Below are 20,121 nucleotides of genomic sequence, written 5' to 3'. Positions count from 1 at the left end.
TCCTCACATGTGGGGCGGGGGCGCCAGCGTGAAGTCGTCCGGTGCGCCCGGCGCGCTCGTCCGCCAGCCCCGGCGCACAGCTGCTTCGGCGAGCCGCGGGCAGCCGAAGTAACCGAAGGCCGCCGGGGCGTTGGGGAGGAGCCCGGACACGAGGACCCGGGCCACCCTCAGAGACGTCTCGGCCACGTCCTCGGTGGTCAGGTCGAAGGTCATGACGCGATGACCGCCTGCGTGCAGCGCCTTCTCGAGCCGCTCGCGGCTGCCGGGCTCGATCGCGTCGACGGACACGGTCCGGTGGGCGGGTTCGGTGAACCGCCGGGTCTCGGTCGTCATCCGTTCGTCCAGCCAGACCTGCACGTGTGCCCCCAGGTCCCGCACGTGTTCGAAGTGCTCGCCGCACGCGTCGAGGTAGCGGCCGTCGGCGCGGTGTTCCAGGTAGAGCCCACGGGCGAGCAGGCCGGCCTCGACGGCCTGGAAGACCCAGCCGTCGGGGTCGGTCAGCCCCTGTGTGAACACCCATGTGTGAACCGCTTCCAGCACCGCTTTGCGGGCGGCCTCGGCGGGGTCGTACTTGCAGGCGAACCCGGCTGCGTACAGGCCGAGAGCCGGGTCGTGGACGAGCGCGGCGACGCACGGGGCGAACTCCGACGGCATCTCGACGAGATGGACGTCCAGCGCGGATCCGGCCAGATCGTCCATGAGGCCGGGCACGCTGGCAGGGTCGATGCCGCGAGCCGGCCCGTCGAGGTGCCACCACAGTTCCAGGGCGTCGCGTTCGACCACCTCCAACAGTCCGCGCTCGACGGCGTCGTCGAATCCTTGCCCGGTGGCTATGCCCGCGTAGTTGAGGTGGTGGGTACGCGGCAGCTCCCGCAGGTCGCCCTGGCGCCAGTTGAGGTGGGTGAGGGCGACCGGCGCCCAGACCTCCGTCGTCCGTCCGTCCGGCAGCCGCTCGGTGCCGCGGGTCCACAGGGACGGGGTGTCCTCGGCGAGGCGGCGGTAGGGGAACTTCGCCCTCGTGTACTGCCACGACGCGTACGCGGGCAGGTCATCAGGGCCGTAGAGCCGCAGACCCTGCTGAGCCAGCTCGGCGGCGGTGGCACGCAGGGGGGCGTCGGGGTGGCCGGGCGGCGGCACACGATTGCCGCAGTACCGCTCGATCCCCTCCGCTATCGCAGCGATTCTCGCTTGCTCCGGGTCTCCGAAGGTGGTCCCTAGGGAGACCCGGTCAGCGGGCCACAGGCCCAGCTTTCGGGCGTCGGCTATCTCGGCCGTGAGTGCCGTGTAGCGGGGAGGGGCACCCGCGGGGTGCTCGACGGGCTTGACCTTGCGGACGATGCCGCAGACGGGGTCGACGAGAGCTTCCAGCGGCAGCGCCGTCATCGCAGGATCTCCTCGGTGGGATCGACGGAGGGGGGATGGGACGAAAGAACGTGCAGACTCAGCGTCACACTCGCCGGGTCGACTTCTCGCCGGGAGGCGAACAGCCTGTCAGCCGTGATCGGGTCGCCCCCGGTGTGAGGGTTGCGAGCATGAGCCGGGAAATGGTGTCCGGCGATTTCGAGCCGCAGCCGCGTGCCGACCGTCAGCCGACGCGCGAGACGTCCGGGTTCGATGGTGAACTCGCCGCTGCGGCGCGCCGACTCCGCCCGCCGCAGGATGCCTGCGACGAGTGGCTCGGCGGTCCCTTCCGGTGTGAGGGCGACGAGACGGGCGGCCCAGTCGGCGGACGGAGTGTCGGCGGTGGCCCGCAGGTGGATGCGCACGGGCCCGACGGCGTCGAGCGGGCGCGGTAGCGGCGGGGTGACCAGCACACAACGGTCGGGGAAGTCCCCGGTGGGCACGGTGAGGTCGTCGGAGCGGACGGGACGGTCGGGGTCGGCGGTGAAGAGGGAGCCGTGGAGCAGCCGCAGCCGCTGCGTGGTCGGCTCGCCGTCGGTGCCGGCGGGCAGCCACAGGTCTCCGCCGCCCAGCGCCACCGCGCCGTGGTGCCCGGGAGCGAGACCGCCGGCCAGGGCGCGGCGGGCCCAACGCACGTACAGCTCACCGAGGCCGACCCGGTGCGCGGGGCCTGCGTCGGGTCCGGGCGCGGTGACGAGGCCGTGACCCCACGGGCCCAGCAGCAGGCGGGCCGAAGGCCCGCCCCAGGTGCGCCACAGCTCGACGGTGTCCTCGGTGAAGTGGTCGTGGTGGCCTCCGACCGCGAGCAGAGGCATGTCGGCATGGGCAGCCCGCGAGGTGAGACGACCGCGATCAGCACGCCGCCACAGCCCCGCCCAGGAAGGCAGGTTCCGGCCCAGCCGCCGGGGGAGATCGGTGAGCGGCAGGTGGCCGAGCAGGCCGGGGTCCGCTGCCAGGGCCCTTTCCAGCGCGCGTTCGTCGGAGTCCCGCCGGTCCCCGTGGGCGGCCCACCACCCGGCTCGGGTCAGCAGCCGTTCGGCGCCGGAGGGTTCGCGGGCCGTCTCCGCGGCGCCGAGTGCGGGCACGGCGGCGATAACGGCATTCGGCCGGTCCTCCCTGTGTGCTTCGAGGGCGAGGGAGAGGGCGCAGTAGGCGGCGTAGGAGGCTCCGACGGCGATGTAGCGTCCGTCGCTCCAGGACTGTCGGCGGATCCAACGGGCTGCCGCCACTCCGTCGGCGGCCTCGTTCTCGTACGGGCGCCACTCCCCCGGCGACGCGAATCTGCCCCGCACGTCCTGGACGACGGCGCCGAACCCTCTGCGGGCCCAGCCTCGCGCCTCGGCCAGGTGTCGGGCACGGTCGTAAGGAGTACGGATGAGGACGGTGGGAAAGGGACCGGCACCGTCGGGCAGACACACGTCAGTGGCGAGGCCATCGACAGTCGGACGGAAGACCGTCATCTGTCCTTCTTCGGCATGCGTGCGACGTCGGGCACCGGCATGACGGGGTGCTCGGTGACGGTCAGCGTGCGCAGATCCACCTGCCGCAGTCGACGCCGTGCCGGGAAGCCGGCCGTTTCGGGGGTGCCGGTGGCCCACCGGTCGAGGTCGTCGGCGAGCAGGGCCGCGAGCAGTGCGGCGGCGGGCACGGTCAGCCGGACCGGCACACCGGAAGCTCGGGGTCCGCTCCAGTAGGCGGACAGCTCGCGGTGGGCAGGGGTGGCGGCGAGCCGCCGGGCACGGACATGGGCCGCCGTGACATCTCCTGGGCCGATGGCGAGGGGTTCGACGTACGCCTGCCAGCCCTCGTGGTGGCACCGCGACCAGGCCACCCCGTGCTCGGGCAGCCGGTCGGCGGCGTCCCACAGCCCGTCGGGTACGGGCCCGTCGAGACACCACACGACGGCGGCGGGGTCTCCGTCGAGCAGATCCTCGATATCCATGGGTGAGAGGTCGGCAGCGGTCGCGGCAGTGGCCGTCGTCCGCGGCTCGGCACCCAGGGAGGCGAGGTGCGCGGCCAGCGGTCCGGTCAGAGCCGCGGCGCCGAGTAGCCGTACGTGCCGCCGGGCAACGGGCCACTTCGGGCGCTCGGGCTCCTCCACGAGATACCCGGCCTCCGCGAAAGCGCGCACGACGCGCCCCAGTTCGGCACCTTCCGGGACTGCGTTGTTACCGGAGAGCAGGGAGAGCAGGGCGTCTTGGTGCACGTCTCGCGTCCGGACACTGAGGAACTCCCCGTCAGCGGTGCGCACGGCGAGATTCCGCCCTGGCACGGCGACAACCTCGACACCGGGTGCGAGCTGGTTGCGGGACACGATGTTCCTCCTGACGACTGAGCACGGGAAGGGGCGTGGGCCCGCCCGGAAGGCAACGGGCGGGCCCACGGTCGAGGGTGGTCGACCTCGGTTACTCCTCGGTGTCCTCGAAGGGGTTCTCGACGAGCGCGTTGGAGTGGGAAGCCGAGTCGTGGGCCAGCTGGCCCGGGTCGGCGATCGGCGCGAAGATCTGCTCGTTGTCCATGAACTCTCCTTGTTTATCGGGGAGATACGCCGTTCGGGTGAACGTCGTGATGGAGACACTAATGGAACTGATTTTCATTTTCTAGAGCCGGGAGAGGGTGATCTGGGTAACACACCGGCCAGCCGCCCTCGGGGTCCCGGCCGACCCGGCCGGCCACGTTCAGCACGTCCGCCAGCAGTCCCGGCGTGACGACTTCCTTCGGCGTTCCGTCGGCCACCACGCGCCCGACCCGCAGGGCGACTATGCGCTCGGCGAACCGAGCGGCGTGGGCCAGGTCGTGCAGCACCATCACCACCGTGAGCTCGCGTTCCTCCCGCAGCCGGACCACCGTCTGCATCACATCCAGCTGGTGGTGCAGGTCCAGATAGGTGGTCGGCTCGTCGAGCAGCAGGACTCGGGTGTCCTGGGCGAGTGCCATGGCCAGCCGCACCCGCTGCCGCTCACCCCCGGACAGCGCGTCCACGTCACGGTCAGCCCACTGCTCCACACCGACGTCACGCAGCGCCCGACGCACGACGGGATCGTCCCCCTCGCGCAGCATGCCCAGCGGGCCACGCGCCGCGTACCGCCCCTGCCGCACGAGGTGGCGGACCGTCATGCCCGGTACGGCAGGCGCGGACTGGTGCAGCAGCGCCACCCTGGCCGCCGTGGCCCGCCGGGAGAGCCCGGCGAGGTCGTCCCCGCCGAGCAGAACGCGCCCCTGGTTCGGTTGCAGCAACCCGGCGGCCAGCCGCAGGAGGGTCGATTTGCCGCAGCCGTTCAGGCCGATGAGGGCTGTCAGCTCGCCTGGCCGTACGGTTACATCGACGCCCTGCAGCACGGGGCGTGCGGGGTAGCCGAAGTGGACGTCCTCGATGTGGATGCCCATGGACTTGGTCATGCTCGGTCCTCCGTCGATGTCAGAAGGCGCGGCTCGGCGTACGGCGTACGACGACCAGCAGCAGCGCGGCGCCGAGGCACGCGGTGAGCGCCCCGACCGGAAGCGTGAGCCGCCCGGAGTCCAGCGTCGCGGCGAGCAGCCGCGAGGACAGTTGCGCCGCGGCATCCGCTCCGCACACCACGACCGCGCCCAGCAGGGCGGCGCCGGGGAGACCCGCCCGCAGGTCCGCACCGAAGACGGCCATGGCCAGATGCGGGACGAGCAGTCCCACGAAGCCCAGCGCTCCGACCGCGGCCACGGCCCCCGCTGTCAGCGCTACAGCGCACATCAGGGCGAGGGTCCGCGCCCGCCGGACCGAGAGGCCGGCGGACATGGCGATGTCGTCACCGCAGCGCAGCAGGGTCAGCGGCCCGGTCAGCAGCCACGCCGCAGCCCCCCAGACCAGGGCCCAGGGCCACAGAAGGTGCCAGTGCTCCCACACCCGGCCCTCCGTGGTCCCCACCAACCACTGCACAACGCTCCCGAGCTCCCCCGGCTCCACAAGCAGCACCATGGCGGTGAGCCCGCCGAGCACCGCGGAAACCAGCACTCCGTGCACGGCGGTCTGGGCGGGATCCCCGCCTCCCCGGCCGACGAGCAGCCAGAGCAGCAGCGCTCCGGCGCATCCGCCCGCACACGCGGCGAGGACAACGGCCAGGGGTGACTCCCACCCTGCGAGCCCCAAGGCCGTGGCGGTGACCGCACCGAGGACTGCCCCCGGCGTCACGCCTGTCACTTCCGGCCCGGCCAAAGGGTTGCGCAGCGCGGACTGCAGGATCAGCCCTGCCATGGCGAGGCACGCCCCCGCGCCGAGGGCCACCAGCATTCGCGGAAGCCGCAGCTGGAGGAAGATATGACGTTCCGTCGCGTCACCACCACCGCCCAGCACGTCCCAGACGGCGCCGGGGGACATACCGCGTCCGGCCACCAGTTCCAGCCCGGCGCACAAAACCGCCAAGGCCGACAGTGCTACGAAACGCCACCTCACCGTGCTTCCTCCGTACCAGTCGTCTCGCCGGGCGGTGGCACGGTGCCGCGGGCGCCGGGCTCCTCCTGGCCACCGTTCCCCCGCCTTCCGGCAGGAGGTTCCCCGACGTCCGGGCAAGGGGTGTCGGTACGCGGTCCAGGCACCGGCGTGCGCACCGCGGCCGCACCGGTTCGACTGCCCTCGGTCGTCCGGTCGCGGCGACGGGAACGCATCAGGGCGATCCCCGCGGGCACTCCCAGCAGGGCCGTCCAGGCACCGGCCGGCGTCTCCACCGGCGCCAGTGCCAGACGCGCCGGGACGTCGGCGACCGTCACGACCACGGCACCCCACGCGGCGGACCAGGGAAGCCAACGCACCGCACCCGCGTAAGGGTTGAACCATCGCGCCAGGTGCGGGGCGAGGAATCCCACCCATGCGACAGGTCCGCATACGGCCGTCACGGGTGCGATCAGCACGACGGCGATGGCCAGCGCGGCCAGCCGCGCCCGCTGGGCACGCACACCCAGCGCCTCGGCATCCTCGTCGCCCAGGCGCATGACCGAGAGCACAGGCGCACAGAGCACGAGGGCGGGAGCCGCGACGAGCAGCCACGGCCACAGCCCCGTGACGTCCTCCCAGGTCCGGGCGGAGAGGGACCCCAGCAGATACCGGTAGATGAGCTGAAGGTCCAACTGATCCGCCATGACCATCAGGACGAGCAGCGCGGCCTGCAACGCGGCGGCCACCGCGGCGCCGGTCAGCAGCACTGCGGACGGGCTGCGCCCCAGCCCGGCGGCGAGCAGGGTCAGCCCACCACCGAGCGCGGCCCCGCCGAGTGCGAGCAAGGGCTGGACTGCGGCAGGCAGTGACAGAGCCAGCACCAGCGGGGCGGCCACCCCCAGCGCCGCCCCGGACGAGACGCCCAGCATTTCGGGTACGGCCAGAGGATTGCGGAGCGCCTCCTGGAGGACGAGCCCCGCCGCTCCCAGACAGGCTCCTGCGATCAGCGCCAGCACCAGGCGTGGGACGCGGAGTTCGTTGACGACGACCCCGGCCAGCGTGGTGTCTCCGTCCAGTACCGCACCGACGAGCCGGTGCGGTGGGACGTACGGGGTGCCGAGGCAGAGTGCACAGACCGAGGCGACGGTCAGCACCGCGATCACCAGGTGAGGTTGCCACGCCCCTGCTGCCCGTGCGCTTCGGCCGGCCCTGCCTGTCCCATGACCCGCCGCAGTGGGTGTCGGGAGGGTGGCACTCACCGCAGCGCGGCCGTGGCCTCGTCGAGCACAATGCCCAGCGAGCGGGTACCGCGCCCCTTGGCCCACGCTTCTGAGTTCACCTCATGAACGGCGCCGTTCCTCACCGCCGGGATCTTGCTCCAGAGGGGGTTCTTCGCCAGCTTCTCCGACAATTTGCCGTCCGCCCCGCCGAAGCTCATCGTCTCGACGAACAGCACGTCGACGTCCCGGGCGAGGATCTCCTCAAGGCTGTAACTGCCCTCCACACCGCGAGACTTCCAGGGGTAGTCGGCGATCTTGGGGAACAGACTCGCGGCCACGTCACCTTCCGGGGTCGCGACGCCGAAGTTCTCGTCGCTGCCGTAGATGATGAGGGCGGTCTTGTCGCTGGGCGCTTCCTCGGCCTTGGCGAGCTTGGCCCGGAAGACTCTCTCCGCCTTCTCTCCTTCGGCGGTGCGGCCGGTGAGGGCGGCGGTGTCGCGCAGGTATCCCACACTGTCCTCCCACGTCTCGGGCTGCATGGCCCAGAACGTGGTCACGCCCTTCAGCGCGGGGGTGAGCTTGCCGTGGGTGTCCCCGAGGCCGATCACGAGGTCCGGCTTGTGGGAGAGAATCGCCTCCACCTCCGGGGCGATGAATCCACCGGGGATGACGTCGACCTCCTTGGCCTTGGCCTCCCCCAGGAAGCGGGGGTGAGGGAGCAGCGCACTGTTGGTGGCCGTCGGGACGATGCCGAGTTCGGTCAGGATGTCGTCGCAGAGCGCGAACAGGCAGACGATCCGCTCCGGCTTCTTCTCCAGGGAGATCTTGACGCCGTTCACGTCGGTCAGCTCCGTCGCTGCCTTGATGGGTTCGACAGTGACCTCGGTCTTGGGGGCGGGCTCTGCCTTGTCACTCACGGACCCGTCGGAGGACGAGCCGCAGCCGACCAGGACGGAACCCGCGACTAGTGCGGTGAGCCAACTACGAACGGATCTGGACGGTGCGCGCAGCATCGAAGCCCTCACTTCTCCTCAGGAACCTGGAACGCACTGAAGATACATGATAATCATTTTCAATCGACCGGAATGCTGGAGGACACATGACCACCGCCGCGCTACTAGTCTCCGACCACGTGGACGGCTCGGTCAGTGTGCTGACCGTGCCGGACGGCACCGTCACGGGGCGCCTCACCGGGCGCCACCTCTCCGAGCACGCCGGGTTCCTGGCCCTACCCGAAGGGCGGGTGGCCTGCGTCGACGAACGCCGGGGAGAACTGCTGGTCCTCAACCCTTTCGACGATGAGCTCATAGAACTCACCGTCCCGGTCTCCGTGCCGGCGGAGCATCTGGCGTGCGATCCCTCCGGACGCCGACTGGCCATCACGACCGGCCTGGGCAGGAACATCGAGCCTTGGTCGGACCTGTTGACAGTCGTCGACCTCGCGACCGGAGAGGTAGCACGGGTACGCACACGCGCCGGGGAACCGGGGGTGACGGTCCTTGGCGGTGATGACCCGCTCGTCGTACTGCGGCACCGGCAACCCGGCGCGCTGGCCGTACACCGGTTCGCGGATCTCCTCGCGGCTCGGCCCGGCTGCCCCACCCTCACGCCCGACATGGTCCTGCCGCTGCCTGACGACGGCCACGGTGACGCCCAGGACCCCGACTCAGGCCGCGTGTTCGCCGCCACGAGCGAGGGAGTACATCCAGCACGCAGGACGGCTGACGGATTGGCGGCCGAGGCGGTAATTCCGTGGGAGTCACCCGCCCGAGGCTGGTACCTGCGCCTCGACACCCACCGACGGGCGTTGTGGAGCACGCTACGCGGCGGCCACCCGGAGCCGTTGCGGTGGCCGGACTGGACGAACCAGGCGTGGCGCCACGACTTGGTGACGGGGCGCACGCACCTCACGGACCTCGGTCCGGGCCTGGTCTTCCGGCTGGCCCTCGCCCGTGATCACACGGCCTTCACCCGCATCCACCCCGATGGTGACGAACTGGTTCTCCTGTGCGCCGACGACACCCTGCGCCGCGTCCCCCTCCCCGCCATGGACGGTGCGCCGTCTCGCGGCGGCACTCCCTGGGAAGGCGTCCAACGCCGAGCGGTGGCCGCCTCGCCCGGCTCCGACTGGATCGCCGTCACACGGGGCGGCCACGGAGAGGTGCACATCTTCGACGCGCGGACGGGTCACGAAGCGACCCGCCTGAAGACGAGTACACCCCTGCATCATGGAGGCCACGCGATGTTGCGTAGCTGGAACGACAGCGCCGACGGCGACCCCGTGGGGCGTTGAAGGGCACTCAAGGTGGCGCACCCCCGTCGGCACGGATCACGCTTCACCGGCCGCGGGAGACAGCGGGAGCAGTGTCACCCGCACCACCGGTGCCACGTGCCGCCGTGCCGGCGCCGGACACCCAGCGCAGGGTGCAAGACAGGGGAGCAACCGCCCCCGCCCGCACGGCTGCAAGACCCCCGGTTCCGGTCGTCCACCCTTTCGCCCATGGTGCAACGGGAACGGTGTGCGCAATGAAGAACCTCAACCGCGAGAGGACGCCGGAGGGGGCGACCGCGAGTCTGCGAGGAGTACGCCGCCCCAGGGAGGAATCACGGGCGGAGAAACGGCTTCATGCCTACCGAGCCATTTGGCACTGACTATCATTTTCATATAGCGTTCGCCGCCTACGCCGACCCAGGAGGTCTCCATGGCAGTCCCGAAGCGGAAGATGTCCCGCAGCAACACCCGTCACCGCCGCGCGCAGTGGAAGGCCACGACGCCTCAGCTCGTGCCGGTCACAGTCGACGGCTCCGTCTACCAGGTGCCGCAGCGGCTGGTGAAGGCGTACGAGCGCGGTCTCCTGCACCCCGAGGGCTGATCCTTCATGGCGCAGGACCTGCTGCCCGTCACCGTGCTCTCCGGCTTTCTGGGGGCGGGCAAGACCACGCTGCTCAACCATGTCCTCGGCAACCGCGAGGGCCTGCGAGTCGCGGTGATCGTCAACGACATGAGCGAGATCAACATCGATGCGGCGTTGGTGCGCGGGGGCGAGGCGGCACTCTCACGCACCGAGGAACGCCTGGTCGAGATGACCAACGGATGCATCTGCTGCACCCTGCGCGACGATCTCCTCGAGGAAGTGGACCGGCTCGCCCGTGAAGGGCGCTACGACTACCTGCTGATCGAGTCCAGCGGCATCTCGGAACCGATGCCGGTGGCCGCCACCTTCTCCTTCCCCCGCGACGACGGAGCGACGCTGGGCGACCTCGCACGGCTCGACACCATGGTCACCGTGGTCGACGCGGCCAACTTCCTGCCGGAACTGGCCGGGGGCGACGGCCTCGCCGAGCGTGGACTCGACCAGTACGAGGATGACGAGCGCACGGTCAGCGACCTGCTCATGGACCAGATCGAGTTCGCCGACGTCATCGTGCTCAACAAGCTGGACCTTGTGGACGAGCGAGAGCGTGAGCGGCTCGACGCCGCGCTCAGCCGCCTCAACCCTGCGGCCCGGATCGTGCCCGTCACCCGTGGGCGCGTGGAACTGTCCGAGGTACTCGGTACCGGCCTCTTCGACCTGGATCGGGCCCAGCAGGCTCCCGGATGGGTGCGGGAGCTGAACGGGGACCACATGCCGGAGACCGAGGAGTACGGAATCTCCAGCACGGTCTTCCGTTCGGACCTCCCCTTCCATCCCGACCGTCTGTGGACGTTCGTCACCGACGGGCTCGACAGCGGCCGGTACGGACAGGTTCTGCGCTCCAAGGGCTTCTTCTGGCTGTCCAGTCGCCCGAATGTGACCGGTCTCTGGTCGCAGGCAGGCTCCGTGGCCCGCTTCGAGCCGTCCGGCGCACGTGACTCCGGGACCACGCAGGGTCAGGAACTGGTCTTCATCGGTACGGATCTGCGCGCGGAGACACTCCACGAAGCGCTGTCCGCTTGCCTGATGTCCGAGGGAGAGGCGCGGCCCGCGGCCGACCTCTTCCCTCGGTGGGACACGTACGGCATCGACGACGCGTGTGAGCACGACCACCCGGAACCGGTGACGTCCCACCTCTGAACTCCGGGCCGGGCGGTGGTCGCAGCCACGGCATCGTCCGGTCCGGTCCGTACCGCATACGAGTGGGCCCCGCCGACCATGACATCGGTCGACGGGGTCCATTTGCGCCTGACCGCAGGACTCCCCTCCATCAGGGGGCCGTCACCCGAGCAACGGGTCGGGCACCGCCGCCCACGCGTCCCTGCCCTGCGCCAGCTCACGGTCGGTCAGCAGAACCTCGTCGAGTGCCAGTCGGGTGGCCCGCTCATCGAGATCCACTCCGGTGAGGACAATCTCGTTGCGCCGCTCCCCGTAACAGTCGTGCCAGAACCACGACGCGAGGGTGCGTCTCTGAGGTGTGGCGGCCTGCCAAGCGCGCGTTTCCTCCGGCTCCAGCCACCTGCCCGCCTCTCGCAGGTCCAGGTGTGCGCCTGCGGAGCGCCAGGTGACCACGGAATCAGGACGGCTGGAAAGCCACAGGTGGCCTCGGCTGCGTACGACTCCCCTCATGACGTTGGCGAGGGCGTCGGCCAGGCGTTGCGGGTGGGCGGGACGACGGGCGCGCCACAGCACAGACTCGACGGAGGGCGCGAGGTGGGGGGATCCGCGCCGGATGCCGGGGATCACCATGGGATCCAGGCGCGCCAGCCACTGTTCACCGAAGTCGGCCGGCAGTGGACGCACAAGGTGCTCCTCGTCGGCGGATGGGTCCAGAAGCGGAGCGGTACCGTTGATCTGCTCGACCAGGGACGCCACACCCGATGCGTACCGGCTGTCGGCGTCTTTCCCCGCGGGCACGTAGAGCACATCGGCGGACTCGACCTGCCGTGCAGCAGCCTCGGCCTGCGTGAGCGGAGCCGTGCGTTCCCAGCCGTTCCACAGGCGAACGGCCTCGTGTACGCAACCGATGTCGGCCATGAACGGCGGCGGGTCGACACCCACCAGGACCGGCGCCGCTGCGTAGTGGTCCCCGAGGGAGGTCGCCCCGCTTCGGGTTCGCCACAACTCCACGAGGAAGGCCAGGATGTCCAGGTTTTCCGGGAGGGCGAGAATGACGTGGTCGCTTCCCGCGGTCCGGCGGAGCGACAACAGGTCCTGCCGAATGATCACGGCCGGGCTCCCCGTGGCAGCCTTGGGAGCGATCGACTCGATACGCGGATCGCCTCCGGAGAGGAAGCGCTGGACCGAGGGACGTTCTTCATGCCGTCCATGGACTGACACCGCCAGGGTGACTGCGTCCGGTGACAGTCGCACGAGTCTGTCAACGGCTTCCCCTCGGACGGCAGGCGTGTTGCCGGTGACAACACTGAGCAGCCCCTTGGACACGTGGGTTCCCATCGAGTGAGGTGGTGCGACGGCAGGTCGATGTCCCTTTGAAGGGTGGCGCGATCAGGGCCGGGCAGGCATACATGAGTCCTTCTCAGCCCGCATCGTCCAACGCGCAACCGGGGCAGGTGCCCGTCGCGGCGACAGCGTGCCGCACGTCCTCGAACCCGTGTCGAGGCCCGAGCTGCGCGACCCAGTCCTCCAGCGCCTGGCAGAAGAACGCAACGCCGGCTCCGCAGACCCGGCACGTCAAGTGGTGCTCATGGACCGGCGGTAGATACCGGTACGCCTTCGCCCCGCCGCGCGCGTGTACCGCCTCGAGCCTCTCCTCCGCGTCTGCGGCAGCCAGCGCCCGGTACACCGTGGTGAGGCCGATACGGATTCCCTGCTGCGTCATCGACGCGTGGAGGCCCTGAGCACTTACAAACCCTCCGTTTCTTCGGAGGGCGTCCAACACTTCAGGCCGTCGATCTGCCGCGCGGCGAGGTCTGGGTCGATCGGGGACGGCAGCCGACGAAACGCTGGCCATCGTCGCCTCCTTACGTACGGGTAGGTGCAGCTGCTGGTCACGTCAGTCTCGGGAGTCGGCCCACGCACGGGCCGCCTCAAAAGGAGGGCCGGCACCAGGGAGGAGAAGCCCGGCACCAGCCCCCGGCGAGTGCCTGGGGCTCCCGGTAAACCGCCTGGCGCTCCTTTTGGCCAGTTGGCCCGCTCCCGCCGACGGTGGGTCTCGGGCATCCGCCGTCGGCGGGGCGGTCGGGCCGTCCACCCCTCACACTATCCGAGATGGTAATCATTTCCAATTAGTTCGGGAAGGTATTGGCAGAGCCGACGGAGGACCCGAATGCCCCCCCCGCTGCCCTGCGAAACACCGGCACGCTCACTACGGCGCGTCATCGGCCGTGGCGGCATGCGGGCAGGGAACAATGACGGGGGGCGTCACGGCGCACCACCCCCATCCCGCGCACGCGTTGGGATGCGGTCACGTGGCGATCCCGCACAACGACCCCATCGATTACGCGCACGACAACCACCTGCACCGTGTCCACGAGGACCATGTGGACGAGTGCGCGAATCCGGCACACTCGGCGCACGAAGGACACGAGCACCGGCACGGACAGGACTGCGGTCACGTCGCCGTGCCGCACGAAGACCATGTCGACTACGTCCATGACGGCCATCGGCACGCCTCCCACGACGGGCATTGGGACGACCACTGACAGGTCACTGCCGGTCGGCCCCGGCGAGATACGCGCATTTGACAGGCGCCGACGCGGACTCCGCACCGGCGCCTGTCGCCTTTTTTGTTCCTGCACGGAGCAGGCATAGAGGCCGTTCGGCCTGGACATTATGAATACGACAATCATCCCGCTGAGCTGATCCATCACTTGCGGCGGCGCGTCGACCGGTGCCCTCGGCAGTCGAGCTGTCGCTGCCCCACTGAGAGGCGAGTGCCGCTGTTGGCTGTCCCGTTGTTCCTGGATCCGAAGCTCGAACCACCCCTCACGCCCTTACTGGCCTCCTCACGCTTCCTGCACGATCTCGTCGACGGGCTGGGGTCGCCCCTCAATGTGGTGGTTCCGGACCGGATCGCCGAAAACGTCGCAGGATTCCGGTCCGTGTACCGGAGCCACCATCTGGAGGGCGACATCTCCTTCGCCCACAAGGCCAACCGGTCGAGCGCCCTGGTACGCCGTCTAGCGGCCACGGGCGCGGCCATGGACGTGGCCTCGCTCGGCGAACTGCAGCACGCACTGGCCTGCGGTTTCACCCCTGACCGGATCGGCGTGACAGGCCCGAAGGAACCGGAGTTATTCTGGCTCGCCGCACGTACCGGCGTCACGGTCCACATCGAGGGACATGCTGAGCTGGAGTTTCTCGCCTCGCTGGTGCGCCGCCACGAGCTGCCTCGGGTGCGGGTGTTGCTCAGACTGTCGGAGTTCTCGGGCACCGCGGTCAAGGTCCTCAGCCGACGCAGCCGATTCGGCGTGCCCGCAGCGGAGTTGGCCGGTCTCTTGGATGTCTGCGAGCGGCACCACGAGGCCGTCGAGGTCATTGGTGTCTCCTATCACCTCGACACCACCAGTCTCGACGAGAAGGCCCTGGCCCTGGAGGGCTGCGTACGGGCCATGGACGAGTGCCGGGCCCGGGGGATGCGTCCGCGGGTGATCGACATCGGCGGCGGTTTCGGCGTCAACTACCTGGCCGACGGGGCCCAGTGGGAGCACTACACCAGTCAGCTGACTCTGGCGGCGATGGGCAGGCGCGAGCCTCTGGCGTGGCGCAACCACTCGTACGGGCTGAGCAGCGAAGGGGGCACTCTCCGCGGAAGCCTGGAGCTCTACCCTTCCTATCGCCCGGTCGCCGGGGCCGACTACCTGGACGAACTCCTACGCACTCCCGCCCCGACACTCGGCCGCCCACTGGCGACGCTGCTCCTGGAGAACCTCTATGACCTGTGCGTCGAGCCCGGCCGTGCTCTGCTCGACCAGTGCGGGCTGACCTTGGCACGTGTGCTGGAGACGCGGCGCGAGCCGGACGGCACACACTCGATACGCCTGGCGATGAATGCCGATGACTGCGCTCTCGAGGAGCACGGCATCCTCATGGATCCGGTCGTTCTCCACCGGGGCAAGCCGTGGCGGGCCACGGAGAACGCCACGGACTCCTTCGGGGTCTACCTGCACGGGAACCTGTGCCTCGAGTCCGACCTCATCACACGCAGGCTGGTCCTCCTGCCGCGCCTGCCGGTCCCGGGTGACCTTCTGGCGTTCGTCAACACAGCCGGATACTGCATGGATTTCAACGCCCAGCACGCCCAGCAGCGCCCACTCGCCCGCAAGGTGGCGGCTTACCAGGGAACCGGCGGCTGGCAGTGGCGCCTCGACGACCAGTACTGGCCCATACACTCCGCAGAGGACGCGCATGAGGTATGACAGCATCATCGACACAGTCGGCGACACGCCTTTGGTCCGTATCGACCCTCACGTCCACGGTCTGCAGAACATCGACCTCTACGCGAAGCTCGAGTTCTGCAATCCCTTCGGATCGCTGAAGGACCGGGCAGCCTGGAACATGGTCCAGCCGGGGCTGTCCTCGGCGATCGAACAGGGCAGCAGGATCGTCGAGTTGTCCAGCGGAAACACGGCAAAGGCCCTTGCCGCCATAGCGGGGATGCACGGGATCGGATTCAAGAGCGTCACCAACCGGATGAAGATTCCGGAGATCAAGGAGATGCTCCTCCTCCTCGGAGCCGAGATCGAGGAACTGCCGGGGCAGACCGAGTGCCTCGATCCCACGAACTCCGAGGACCCCCTCACCCTTTTCCACCGTAGTCTCGACGACCCCGGAAGCACCTATCTCCACACCGATCAGTACTACAACGCACGCAATCCGGAGGCCCATGAGACGGGCACCGGACCGGAGATCGTGGCGGACCTCGACGGCCGTGCTCCGGACTGGTTCATCTCCGGTATCGGCACCGCCGGCTCCTCCACGGGTGTGGCGCGCGCGTTACGGGATCGGAATCCGAAGGTCGGCGTGGTCGGGCTCGTCGCGGACAAGTCGGATTTCATTCCGGGGATCAGGAACATCGACGAGGTACAGGAAGTCGGGATCTTCGATCCCCTCACGTACGACACCATCGAGAAGGTCACGTCCTCGGAGGCCATCGACGGAATGCTGACGCTGGTCCGACAGTGCGGGATTCTGGCCGGACCGACCGGCGGAGCCGCCTATTTCGGAGCGGTCCGGCATCTCAGGGACATCGGACCAGAGCTCACCGAACCCGCTACCGCCGTATTCATCGTGTGCGACCGCGTCGAGAGTTACCTGAGTTACATCAGGAAGCGCCGGCCGGAACTCCTGGGTCAGCGACCGGGGAGCAACTCAGCCGCGTCCGTCTCGCCCGAGGAGCTGCGCGAGACCGCCTCTGTAGGGGTCGCCGAGGCGCAGAAATGGATAGCCACGGAAAAGCCCCTGGTCGTGGACATGCGCAGCCCCTACGCCTTCACGGCCCTGCACATCGAAGGGTCGATCAACATCGTCGACGAGTTGTTCGAGGACTTGGTGCGTGGTGGACTGCCGTTCAGCAAGTCCCAGTCGGTGCTCCTCGCCTGTCCCGTCGGTGAGAAGTCCCTGCGGTACGCGGCCCTGCTCACCCGCATGGGCCATCCGGACGTACGCAGCCTCACCGGAGGCGTCATCGCCTGGCGTGATGCCGGCGCACCGTTGGTGCGGGAGTGACGCCCGTGCCCGGCGACGCGGCGGAGAGGGAGGCGGAGGACCTGGTGGCCTGGAGCAGCGCCGTCCGCGCGCAGTTCCCGATCGTGGCGGGGAACCCTGATCTGGCCTATCTGGACAGTGCCGCGACCGCGCAGAAGCCGCAGGCGGTCCTGGACGCCGTCCAGCAGTATCTGACGACCTCCAACGCGAACGCGGGCCGGGGCACCTACCCGTGGGCCAACAGGACGACTGACCTGATCGAGGAGACCAGAGGGCGGGTCAAGGCGTTCCTGGACGACCCGGATCCGGACACCTCGGCCGTGCACTTCGTCAGCGGCACCACCGAGGGTCTGCGCCTGGTGGCCCAGGACTGGCTGGCGCACGAACTCCGTGACGGCGACGAGATCATCGTCCCGTTCGCTGATCACCAGGCCAACGTCTCGCCCTGGCTGGAGACTGTCGCGTCACTGGCCCGCCAGGGCACACGCGTCACAGTCCTGGAAATGCCTTACCAGGTCTCCTCAGGCGACTACGACACGGACCGGCTCACCGAACTCGTCTCCCCGCGCACACGGTTCGTGGCGGTCACCCACGTCCATCACGTCTACGGCGCGGACATGAACGTGCACCGGATCCGCCGGGCGGCGGGACCCGACGCGGTCATCTGCATGGACGCCGCCCAGAGCGTCGGCCATCTTCCTGTCTCCATGGCAGCGTTGGACGTCGACTTCGCCGTCTTCTCCGGACACAAGGCACTGGCGCTGCCAGGCTCCGGAGCCGTCTGGTCCCGTGCCGCACGCGGGGCCCCATTCGTTCCGCGCGGCTGGAGCGGTACACCGAACACCGTGGGCATCGCCAGCCTGGGAGCCGCACTGGACTGGCTCGACCGGGCCGGAACGGAACGGATCGAACGCTGGACCGTGGATCTGGCCGCCCGGTTGACGGACGGGTTGCGGACGCTGGCGCCGTACGACGTGGTGGGGTGCCAACGGAGTCTGGCCGCGAACTCCCCCTCGCAGCAGCGGCACGGCATCGTGACGTTCAGGCACCGGGACATCGATGCGGCCGACCTCGGGTTCATCCTCTTCAGCCACGGTTTCATGGTGCGGGCGGACGGCCTCTGCCAGGGCCGGGCCGGTGAGAACCGCGGCTCCGTACGGGTCAGTCTGCATGCCTACAACAGCCGGCACGAGGTAGACCGGCTACTGGAGGTACTCACCGCGCTGAGCTGAGCCGAGCTGAGCCGGGTCCAGCTAGTGCCGATGACAATCGTTTTCACCTGTAGATTCGGGGTCACCTAGCGGAACCGAGCGCGTAGAGGTGGTACAGCAAGATGAGCGTGAGCATGTCGACGGCCCAGCTGTGGGTGGACCGCTGGGAGCAACAGCAGCAGCGTTACGCGATTGACCGGGAAGAACGCTTCACCGTGGTCGCGGACGTCGTGGAACACGTGACGGCCGGTCACGAGACCCCCTGCGTGCTGGATCTGGGTTGCGGGCCCGGCTCGCTGCCCGCCCGGCTGATCGAACGCCTGCCGCGGGCCGAGATCGTCGCCGTCGACATGGACCCGCTGCTGCTGGCACTGGCCCGCGCCCGTCATCCGGACGCCGCACGGTACGTCGAAGCGGTGATCGGCGAGGAGGGCTGGACGGGCGCCCTCGGACTTCAGGGGCCGATCGACGCGGTGGTGTCCACCACCGCGCTTCACTACCTACCCGAAGGCATACTGCGGAGCACCTACGCCGAGCTGAGAACCCTCCTGCGGCCCGGCGGGGTACTGATCAACGCGGACCACCTGTCGCAGGACGGGGCCGGGTTCGCAGAGATCGCAGAGTTCGTCGGCGTCCGCCGGGCCGAACGCCGTCATGCCTTCGACCACGAGGACTGGGAGACATGGTGGTCCGCCGTCGAGAACGAGCCCGAGCTGACGGAGCTGTGCGCCGAGCGCCGTAAGCCAGGCTTCGTCCACGCCGACTGCGCCGTCACGCTCGGTCGGCACGTCGAGTTGCTGGCCGAAGCGGGCTTCGGCCATGCCAGTCCTGTCTGGCAGGTGGGCAACAGCTACGTCCTCGTCGCCATCCGGCAGTAGCCGCGCGGAGGGCAGGGGCAATACTGCCTCTGCCCTCCGGCAATGTGCGGTACGGCCGTCACCCCTCGGCGTACCTGAGATGGGGAGCTACGCTGCGCAGCTTCTCGCACGTCTCCTCGATCTCCCGTGCGGGAACGGACTGGCCGGTGACGCCGGCGCCCGCGCGGAGCCAGGCCCTGTCCCCCTCACCCAGCAGCGTCCGGAGGACCAGGGCCGCATCGAGTGAACCGTCCGTGCCCCCTCGGAAGACCGCGCCGCCGTACAGTCCCCGGGGGCCCTCCTCGTAGCGCACCAGTGCGCTCAGCGCAGCCCTCTTCCGTGAGCCCGTGGCGGTGATCGCGGGAAAGAGCGAGGCGAAGGCCGCCCATGGACCGGTGCCGGGACGGAGCCGTCCCGTGACACGCGAGGCGAGATGCTGCACCGAGCCACGTGGCCTGACGGCCATGAATTCCTCGACCACGACGGACCCGGGGCGGCAGACCGCCTCCATCTCGTCACACGCGAGGCGCACGGAGACGGCGTGCTCGTGGATCTCCTTCGGGTCCGTGAGCAGTTCGTCCCGCCGTCGGTCGTTCTCCTCCGGGTCAGGTCCCAGAGCGCGGGTGCCCGCGAGCGGCTGCGTGCTGACCCGGCCGTCCTGCCGGACCTCCAGCACCGTTTCGGGGCTGAATCCGGTGGCTTTGCGCCCGCCGAGGTCGATGAGGAACGAACGGGCGGGAGTGTTGGCCCGTCGGCCGGCGAGATAGGTCGCCGCGAAATCCGCAACCGGCCCGGCGGGCAGCGCAACCGCACGCGAGACCACGGCCTTCTCCAGCAGTCCCGCCCGGATGTCCGCGACGGTGCGGGCGACCGCTTCTCCGTAGGCTGCGGTGCCGTCGGTGATGAGCTGTTCGGTCCGGTCCGGTGCCACCCCGACTGAGGCGGGCCGGGTGGCGGAAGCAGGGGACTCAGCGAGCAGTTCGCCGACTTTCCGGGCCCATGCCTCGTCGACGGCCCGTATCTCGGCCCGGCCAGGCGTGAGGGACACCTCGACACAGGGGACCAGCGCGTGCAGCAGGGGGCGTGTACCGGCCGCCGCCGGGTCGCCGTGCAGGATGTGCGCGAGCTCGAAGGCGGACCAGCCGTAGAAGCGGCGGTCCTGGTGGCCGGTGTCGCCCAGGGCGTCGAGTGCGGCGGCGAACACCTCCAGCGGTCGCCTGCCCGCCTCGGCGGTCCAGGTCCGTCCGTCCGCCCTGGCGGTGGGGGGGGCGCGGGGCCGCCGGGGGGGGGCCCCCGGCGGCCCGCCCGGGCCCGGGCGGGGGGGGGGGCCCGGGCCGGGGGGGGGGGTGGGGGGGGGGGGGGGGGGGGGGGGTGGGGGGGGGGGGGCGGGGGGGGGGGGGGGGGGGGGGGGGGGGGGGGGGGGGGGGGCCTGGGTGCCGGCGG

18 protein-coding genes and 1 pseudogene are annotated in these 20,121 nt (G+C 69.8%); 8 read left to right on the top strand and 11 right to left on the bottom strand.

Annotated features, from left to right (window positions below):
- Positions 1-3 precede the first annotated feature (3 nt).
- From ACFWVP_RS05805 to ACFWVP_RS05770, 8 genes are all read right to left on the bottom strand, one after another.
- Positions 4-1,383, bottom strand: coding sequence for a YcaO-like family protein (locus tag ACFWVP_RS05805; protein ID WP_384493902.1), 1,380 nt, complete (start codon positions 1,381-1,383; stop codon positions 4-6).
- Complete coding sequence (locus ACFWVP_RS05800; protein ID WP_384493901.1) at positions 1,380-2,861, bottom strand: CocE/NonD family hydrolase; 1,482 nt, start codon at positions 2,859-2,861, stop codon at positions 1,380-1,382. The genes ACFWVP_RS05805 and ACFWVP_RS05800 overlap by 4 nt, the downstream gene beginning before the upstream one ends.
- Entirely contained in the window at positions 2,858-3,715 is an 858-nt protein-coding gene (locus ACFWVP_RS05795; RefSeq protein ID WP_384493900.1) for a hypothetical protein, read from the bottom strand. The genes ACFWVP_RS05800 and ACFWVP_RS05795 overlap by 4 nt, the downstream gene beginning before the upstream one ends.
- 91 nt (positions 3,716-3,806) lie before the next feature.
- On the bottom strand, positions 3,807-3,920 hold the full coding sequence (gene amiA / locus ACFWVP_RS05790; protein ID WP_243900507.1) for a streptamidine family RiPP: 114 nt from the start codon (positions 3,918-3,920) through the stop codon (positions 3,807-3,809).
- 58 nt (positions 3,921-3,978) lie between these two features.
- Positions 3,979-4,800: an ABC transporter ATP-binding protein gene (locus ACFWVP_RS05785; RefSeq protein WP_384493899.1), complete on the bottom strand. Its 822-nt coding sequence runs from the start codon at positions 4,798-4,800 to the stop codon at positions 3,979-3,981.
- A gap of 19 nt (positions 4,801-4,819) precedes the next feature.
- Positions 4,820-5,827, bottom strand: a complete 1,008-nt coding sequence (locus ACFWVP_RS05780) for a FecCD family ABC transporter permease (protein WP_384493897.1) — start codon at positions 5,825-5,827, stop codon at positions 4,820-4,822.
- A complete protein-coding gene (locus tag ACFWVP_RS05775) occupies positions 5,824-6,969 on the bottom strand; it encodes a FecCD family ABC transporter permease (RefSeq protein ID WP_384493896.1) in 1,146 nt (381 codons plus the stop codon). Before ACFWVP_RS05775 ends, ACFWVP_RS05780 begins: the two co-directional genes overlap by 4 nt.
- A gap of 92 nt (positions 6,970-7,061) precedes the next feature.
- Positions 7,062-8,039 carry an ABC transporter substrate-binding protein gene (locus tag ACFWVP_RS05770; protein WP_384493895.1) on the bottom strand — a complete coding sequence of 326 codons (978 nt, stop codon included), beginning with the start codon at positions 8,037-8,039 and terminating at the stop codon, positions 7,062-7,064.
- A gap of 86 nt (positions 8,040-8,125) precedes the next feature.
- On the opposite strand from ACFWVP_RS05770, the gene ACFWVP_RS05765 reads away from it, so the two are divergent.
- From ACFWVP_RS05765 to ACFWVP_RS05755, 3 genes are all read left to right on the top strand, one after another.
- The gene (locus ACFWVP_RS05765) at positions 8,126-9,319 is read left to right on the top strand and encodes a YncE family protein (RefSeq protein WP_384493894.1); all 1,194 of its coding nucleotides are present in this window, start codon (positions 8,126-8,128) and stop codon (positions 9,317-9,319) included.
- Positions 9,320-9,728: 409 nt separating this feature from the next.
- Positions 9,729-9,899, top strand: coding sequence for a 50S ribosomal protein L32 (gene rpmF / locus ACFWVP_RS05760; RefSeq protein WP_384493893.1), 171 nt, complete (start codon positions 9,729-9,731; stop codon positions 9,897-9,899).
- A gap of 6 nt (positions 9,900-9,905) precedes the next feature.
- Positions 9,906-11,081, top strand: coding sequence for a GTP-binding protein (locus ACFWVP_RS05755; RefSeq protein ID WP_384493892.1), 1,176 nt, complete (start codon positions 9,906-9,908; stop codon positions 11,079-11,081).
- Between the two features lie 141 nt (positions 11,082-11,222).
- Here ACFWVP_RS05755 and ACFWVP_RS05750 read toward each other — a convergent pair whose 3' ends face one another.
- Together ACFWVP_RS05750 and ACFWVP_RS05745 are read right to left on the bottom strand one after the other, a co-directional pair.
- Entirely contained in the window at positions 11,223-12,170 is a 948-nt protein-coding gene (locus ACFWVP_RS05750) for a GTP-binding protein (protein WP_384493890.1), read from the bottom strand.
- Positions 12,171-12,480: 310 nt separating this feature from the next.
- A complete protein-coding gene (locus ACFWVP_RS05745; protein WP_384493888.1) occupies positions 12,481-12,915 on the bottom strand; it encodes a Fur family transcriptional regulator in 435 nt (144 codons plus the stop codon).
- A gap of 397 nt (positions 12,916-13,312) precedes the next feature.
- Here ACFWVP_RS05745 and ACFWVP_RS05740 point away from each other — a divergent pair, with 397 nt between their 5' ends.
- The 5 genes from ACFWVP_RS05740 (at position 13,313) to ACFWVP_RS05720 (ending at position 18,699) form a co-directional block, all read left to right on the top strand.
- Entirely contained in the window at positions 13,313-13,606 is a 294-nt protein-coding gene (locus ACFWVP_RS05740; RefSeq protein ID WP_384493886.1) for a hypothetical protein, read from the top strand.
- A 240-nt stretch (positions 13,607-13,846) separates the two neighbouring features.
- Complete coding sequence (locus tag ACFWVP_RS05735; RefSeq protein ID WP_384493884.1) at positions 13,847-15,322, top strand: Y4yA family PLP-dependent enzyme; 1,476 nt, start codon at positions 13,847-13,849, stop codon at positions 15,320-15,322.
- Positions 15,312-16,631 carry a pyridoxal-phosphate dependent enzyme gene (locus ACFWVP_RS05730; RefSeq protein ID WP_384493883.1) on the top strand — a complete coding sequence of 440 codons (1,320 nt, stop codon included), beginning with the start codon at positions 15,312-15,314 and terminating at the stop codon, positions 16,629-16,631. Before ACFWVP_RS05735 ends, ACFWVP_RS05730 begins: the two co-directional genes overlap by 11 nt.
- A gap of 5 nt (positions 16,632-16,636) precedes the next feature.
- On the top strand, positions 16,637-17,842 hold the full coding sequence (locus tag ACFWVP_RS05725; protein ID WP_384493881.1) for an aminotransferase class V-fold PLP-dependent enzyme: 1,206 nt from the start codon (positions 16,637-16,639) through the stop codon (positions 17,840-17,842).
- Between the two features lie 101 nt (positions 17,843-17,943).
- Positions 17,944-18,699: a class I SAM-dependent methyltransferase gene (locus ACFWVP_RS05720; protein ID WP_384493879.1), complete on the top strand. Its 756-nt coding sequence runs from the start codon at positions 17,944-17,946 to the stop codon at positions 18,697-18,699.
- Positions 18,700-18,757: 58 nt separating this feature from the next.
- Here the strand turns inward: ACFWVP_RS05720 and ACFWVP_RS05715 are convergent.
- Positions 18,758-19,939, bottom strand: a pseudogene (locus ACFWVP_RS05715) (salicylate synthase); the annotation flags it as partial.
- Positions 19,940-20,121: the final 182 nt, after the last annotated feature.

Source organism: Streptomyces sp. NPDC058637 (genome assembly GCF_042717325.1).
GTDB lineage: Bacteria > Actinomycetota > Actinomycetes > Streptomycetales > Streptomycetaceae > Streptomyces.
Note: the sequence above shows the minus strand (reverse complement) of the source record. Positions and strands in the feature narration are given on the sequence as shown.

Bases quoted from the DNA above. Each gene is read 5' to 3' on its own strand.
- ACFWVP_RS05805 (WP_384493902.1), bottom strand. From the start codon at position 1,383: ATGACGGCGCTGCCGCTGGAAGCTCTCGTCGACCCCGTCTGCGGCATC.
- ACFWVP_RS05800 (WP_384493901.1), bottom strand. From the start codon at position 2,861: ATGACGGTCTTCCGTCCGACTGTCGATGGCCTCGCCACTGACGTGTGT.
- amiA (WP_243900507.1), bottom strand. From the start codon at position 3,920: ATGGACAACGAGCAGATCTTCGCGCCGATCGCCGACCCGGGCCAGCTG.
- ACFWVP_RS05785 (WP_384493899.1), bottom strand. From the start codon at position 4,800: ATGACCAAGTCCATGGGCATCCACATCGAGGACGTCCACTTCGGCTAC.
- ACFWVP_RS05770 (WP_384493895.1), bottom strand. From the start codon at position 8,039: ATGCTGCGCGCACCGTCCAGATCCGTTCGTAGTTGGCTCACCGCACTA.
- ACFWVP_RS05765 (WP_384493894.1), top strand. From the start codon at position 8,126: ATGACCACCGCCGCGCTACTAGTCTCCGACCACGTGGACGGCTCGGTC.
- rpmF (WP_384493893.1), top strand. From the start codon at position 9,729: ATGGCAGTCCCGAAGCGGAAGATGTCCCGCAGCAACACCCGTCACCGC.
- ACFWVP_RS05755 (WP_384493892.1), top strand. From the start codon at position 9,906: ATGGCGCAGGACCTGCTGCCCGTCACCGTGCTCTCCGGCTTTCTGGGG.
- ACFWVP_RS05745 (WP_384493888.1), bottom strand. From the start codon at position 12,915: ATGGCCAGCGTTTCGTCGGCTGCCGTCCCCGATCGACCCAGACCTCGC.
- ACFWVP_RS05740 (WP_384493886.1), top strand. From the start codon at position 13,313: ATGACGGGGGGCGTCACGGCGCACCACCCCCATCCCGCGCACGCGTTG.
- ACFWVP_RS05730 (WP_384493883.1), top strand. From the start codon at position 15,312: ATGAGGTATGACAGCATCATCGACACAGTCGGCGACACGCCTTTGGTC.
- ACFWVP_RS05720 (WP_384493879.1), top strand. From the start codon at position 17,944: ATGAGCGTGAGCATGTCGACGGCCCAGCTGTGGGTGGACCGCTGGGAG.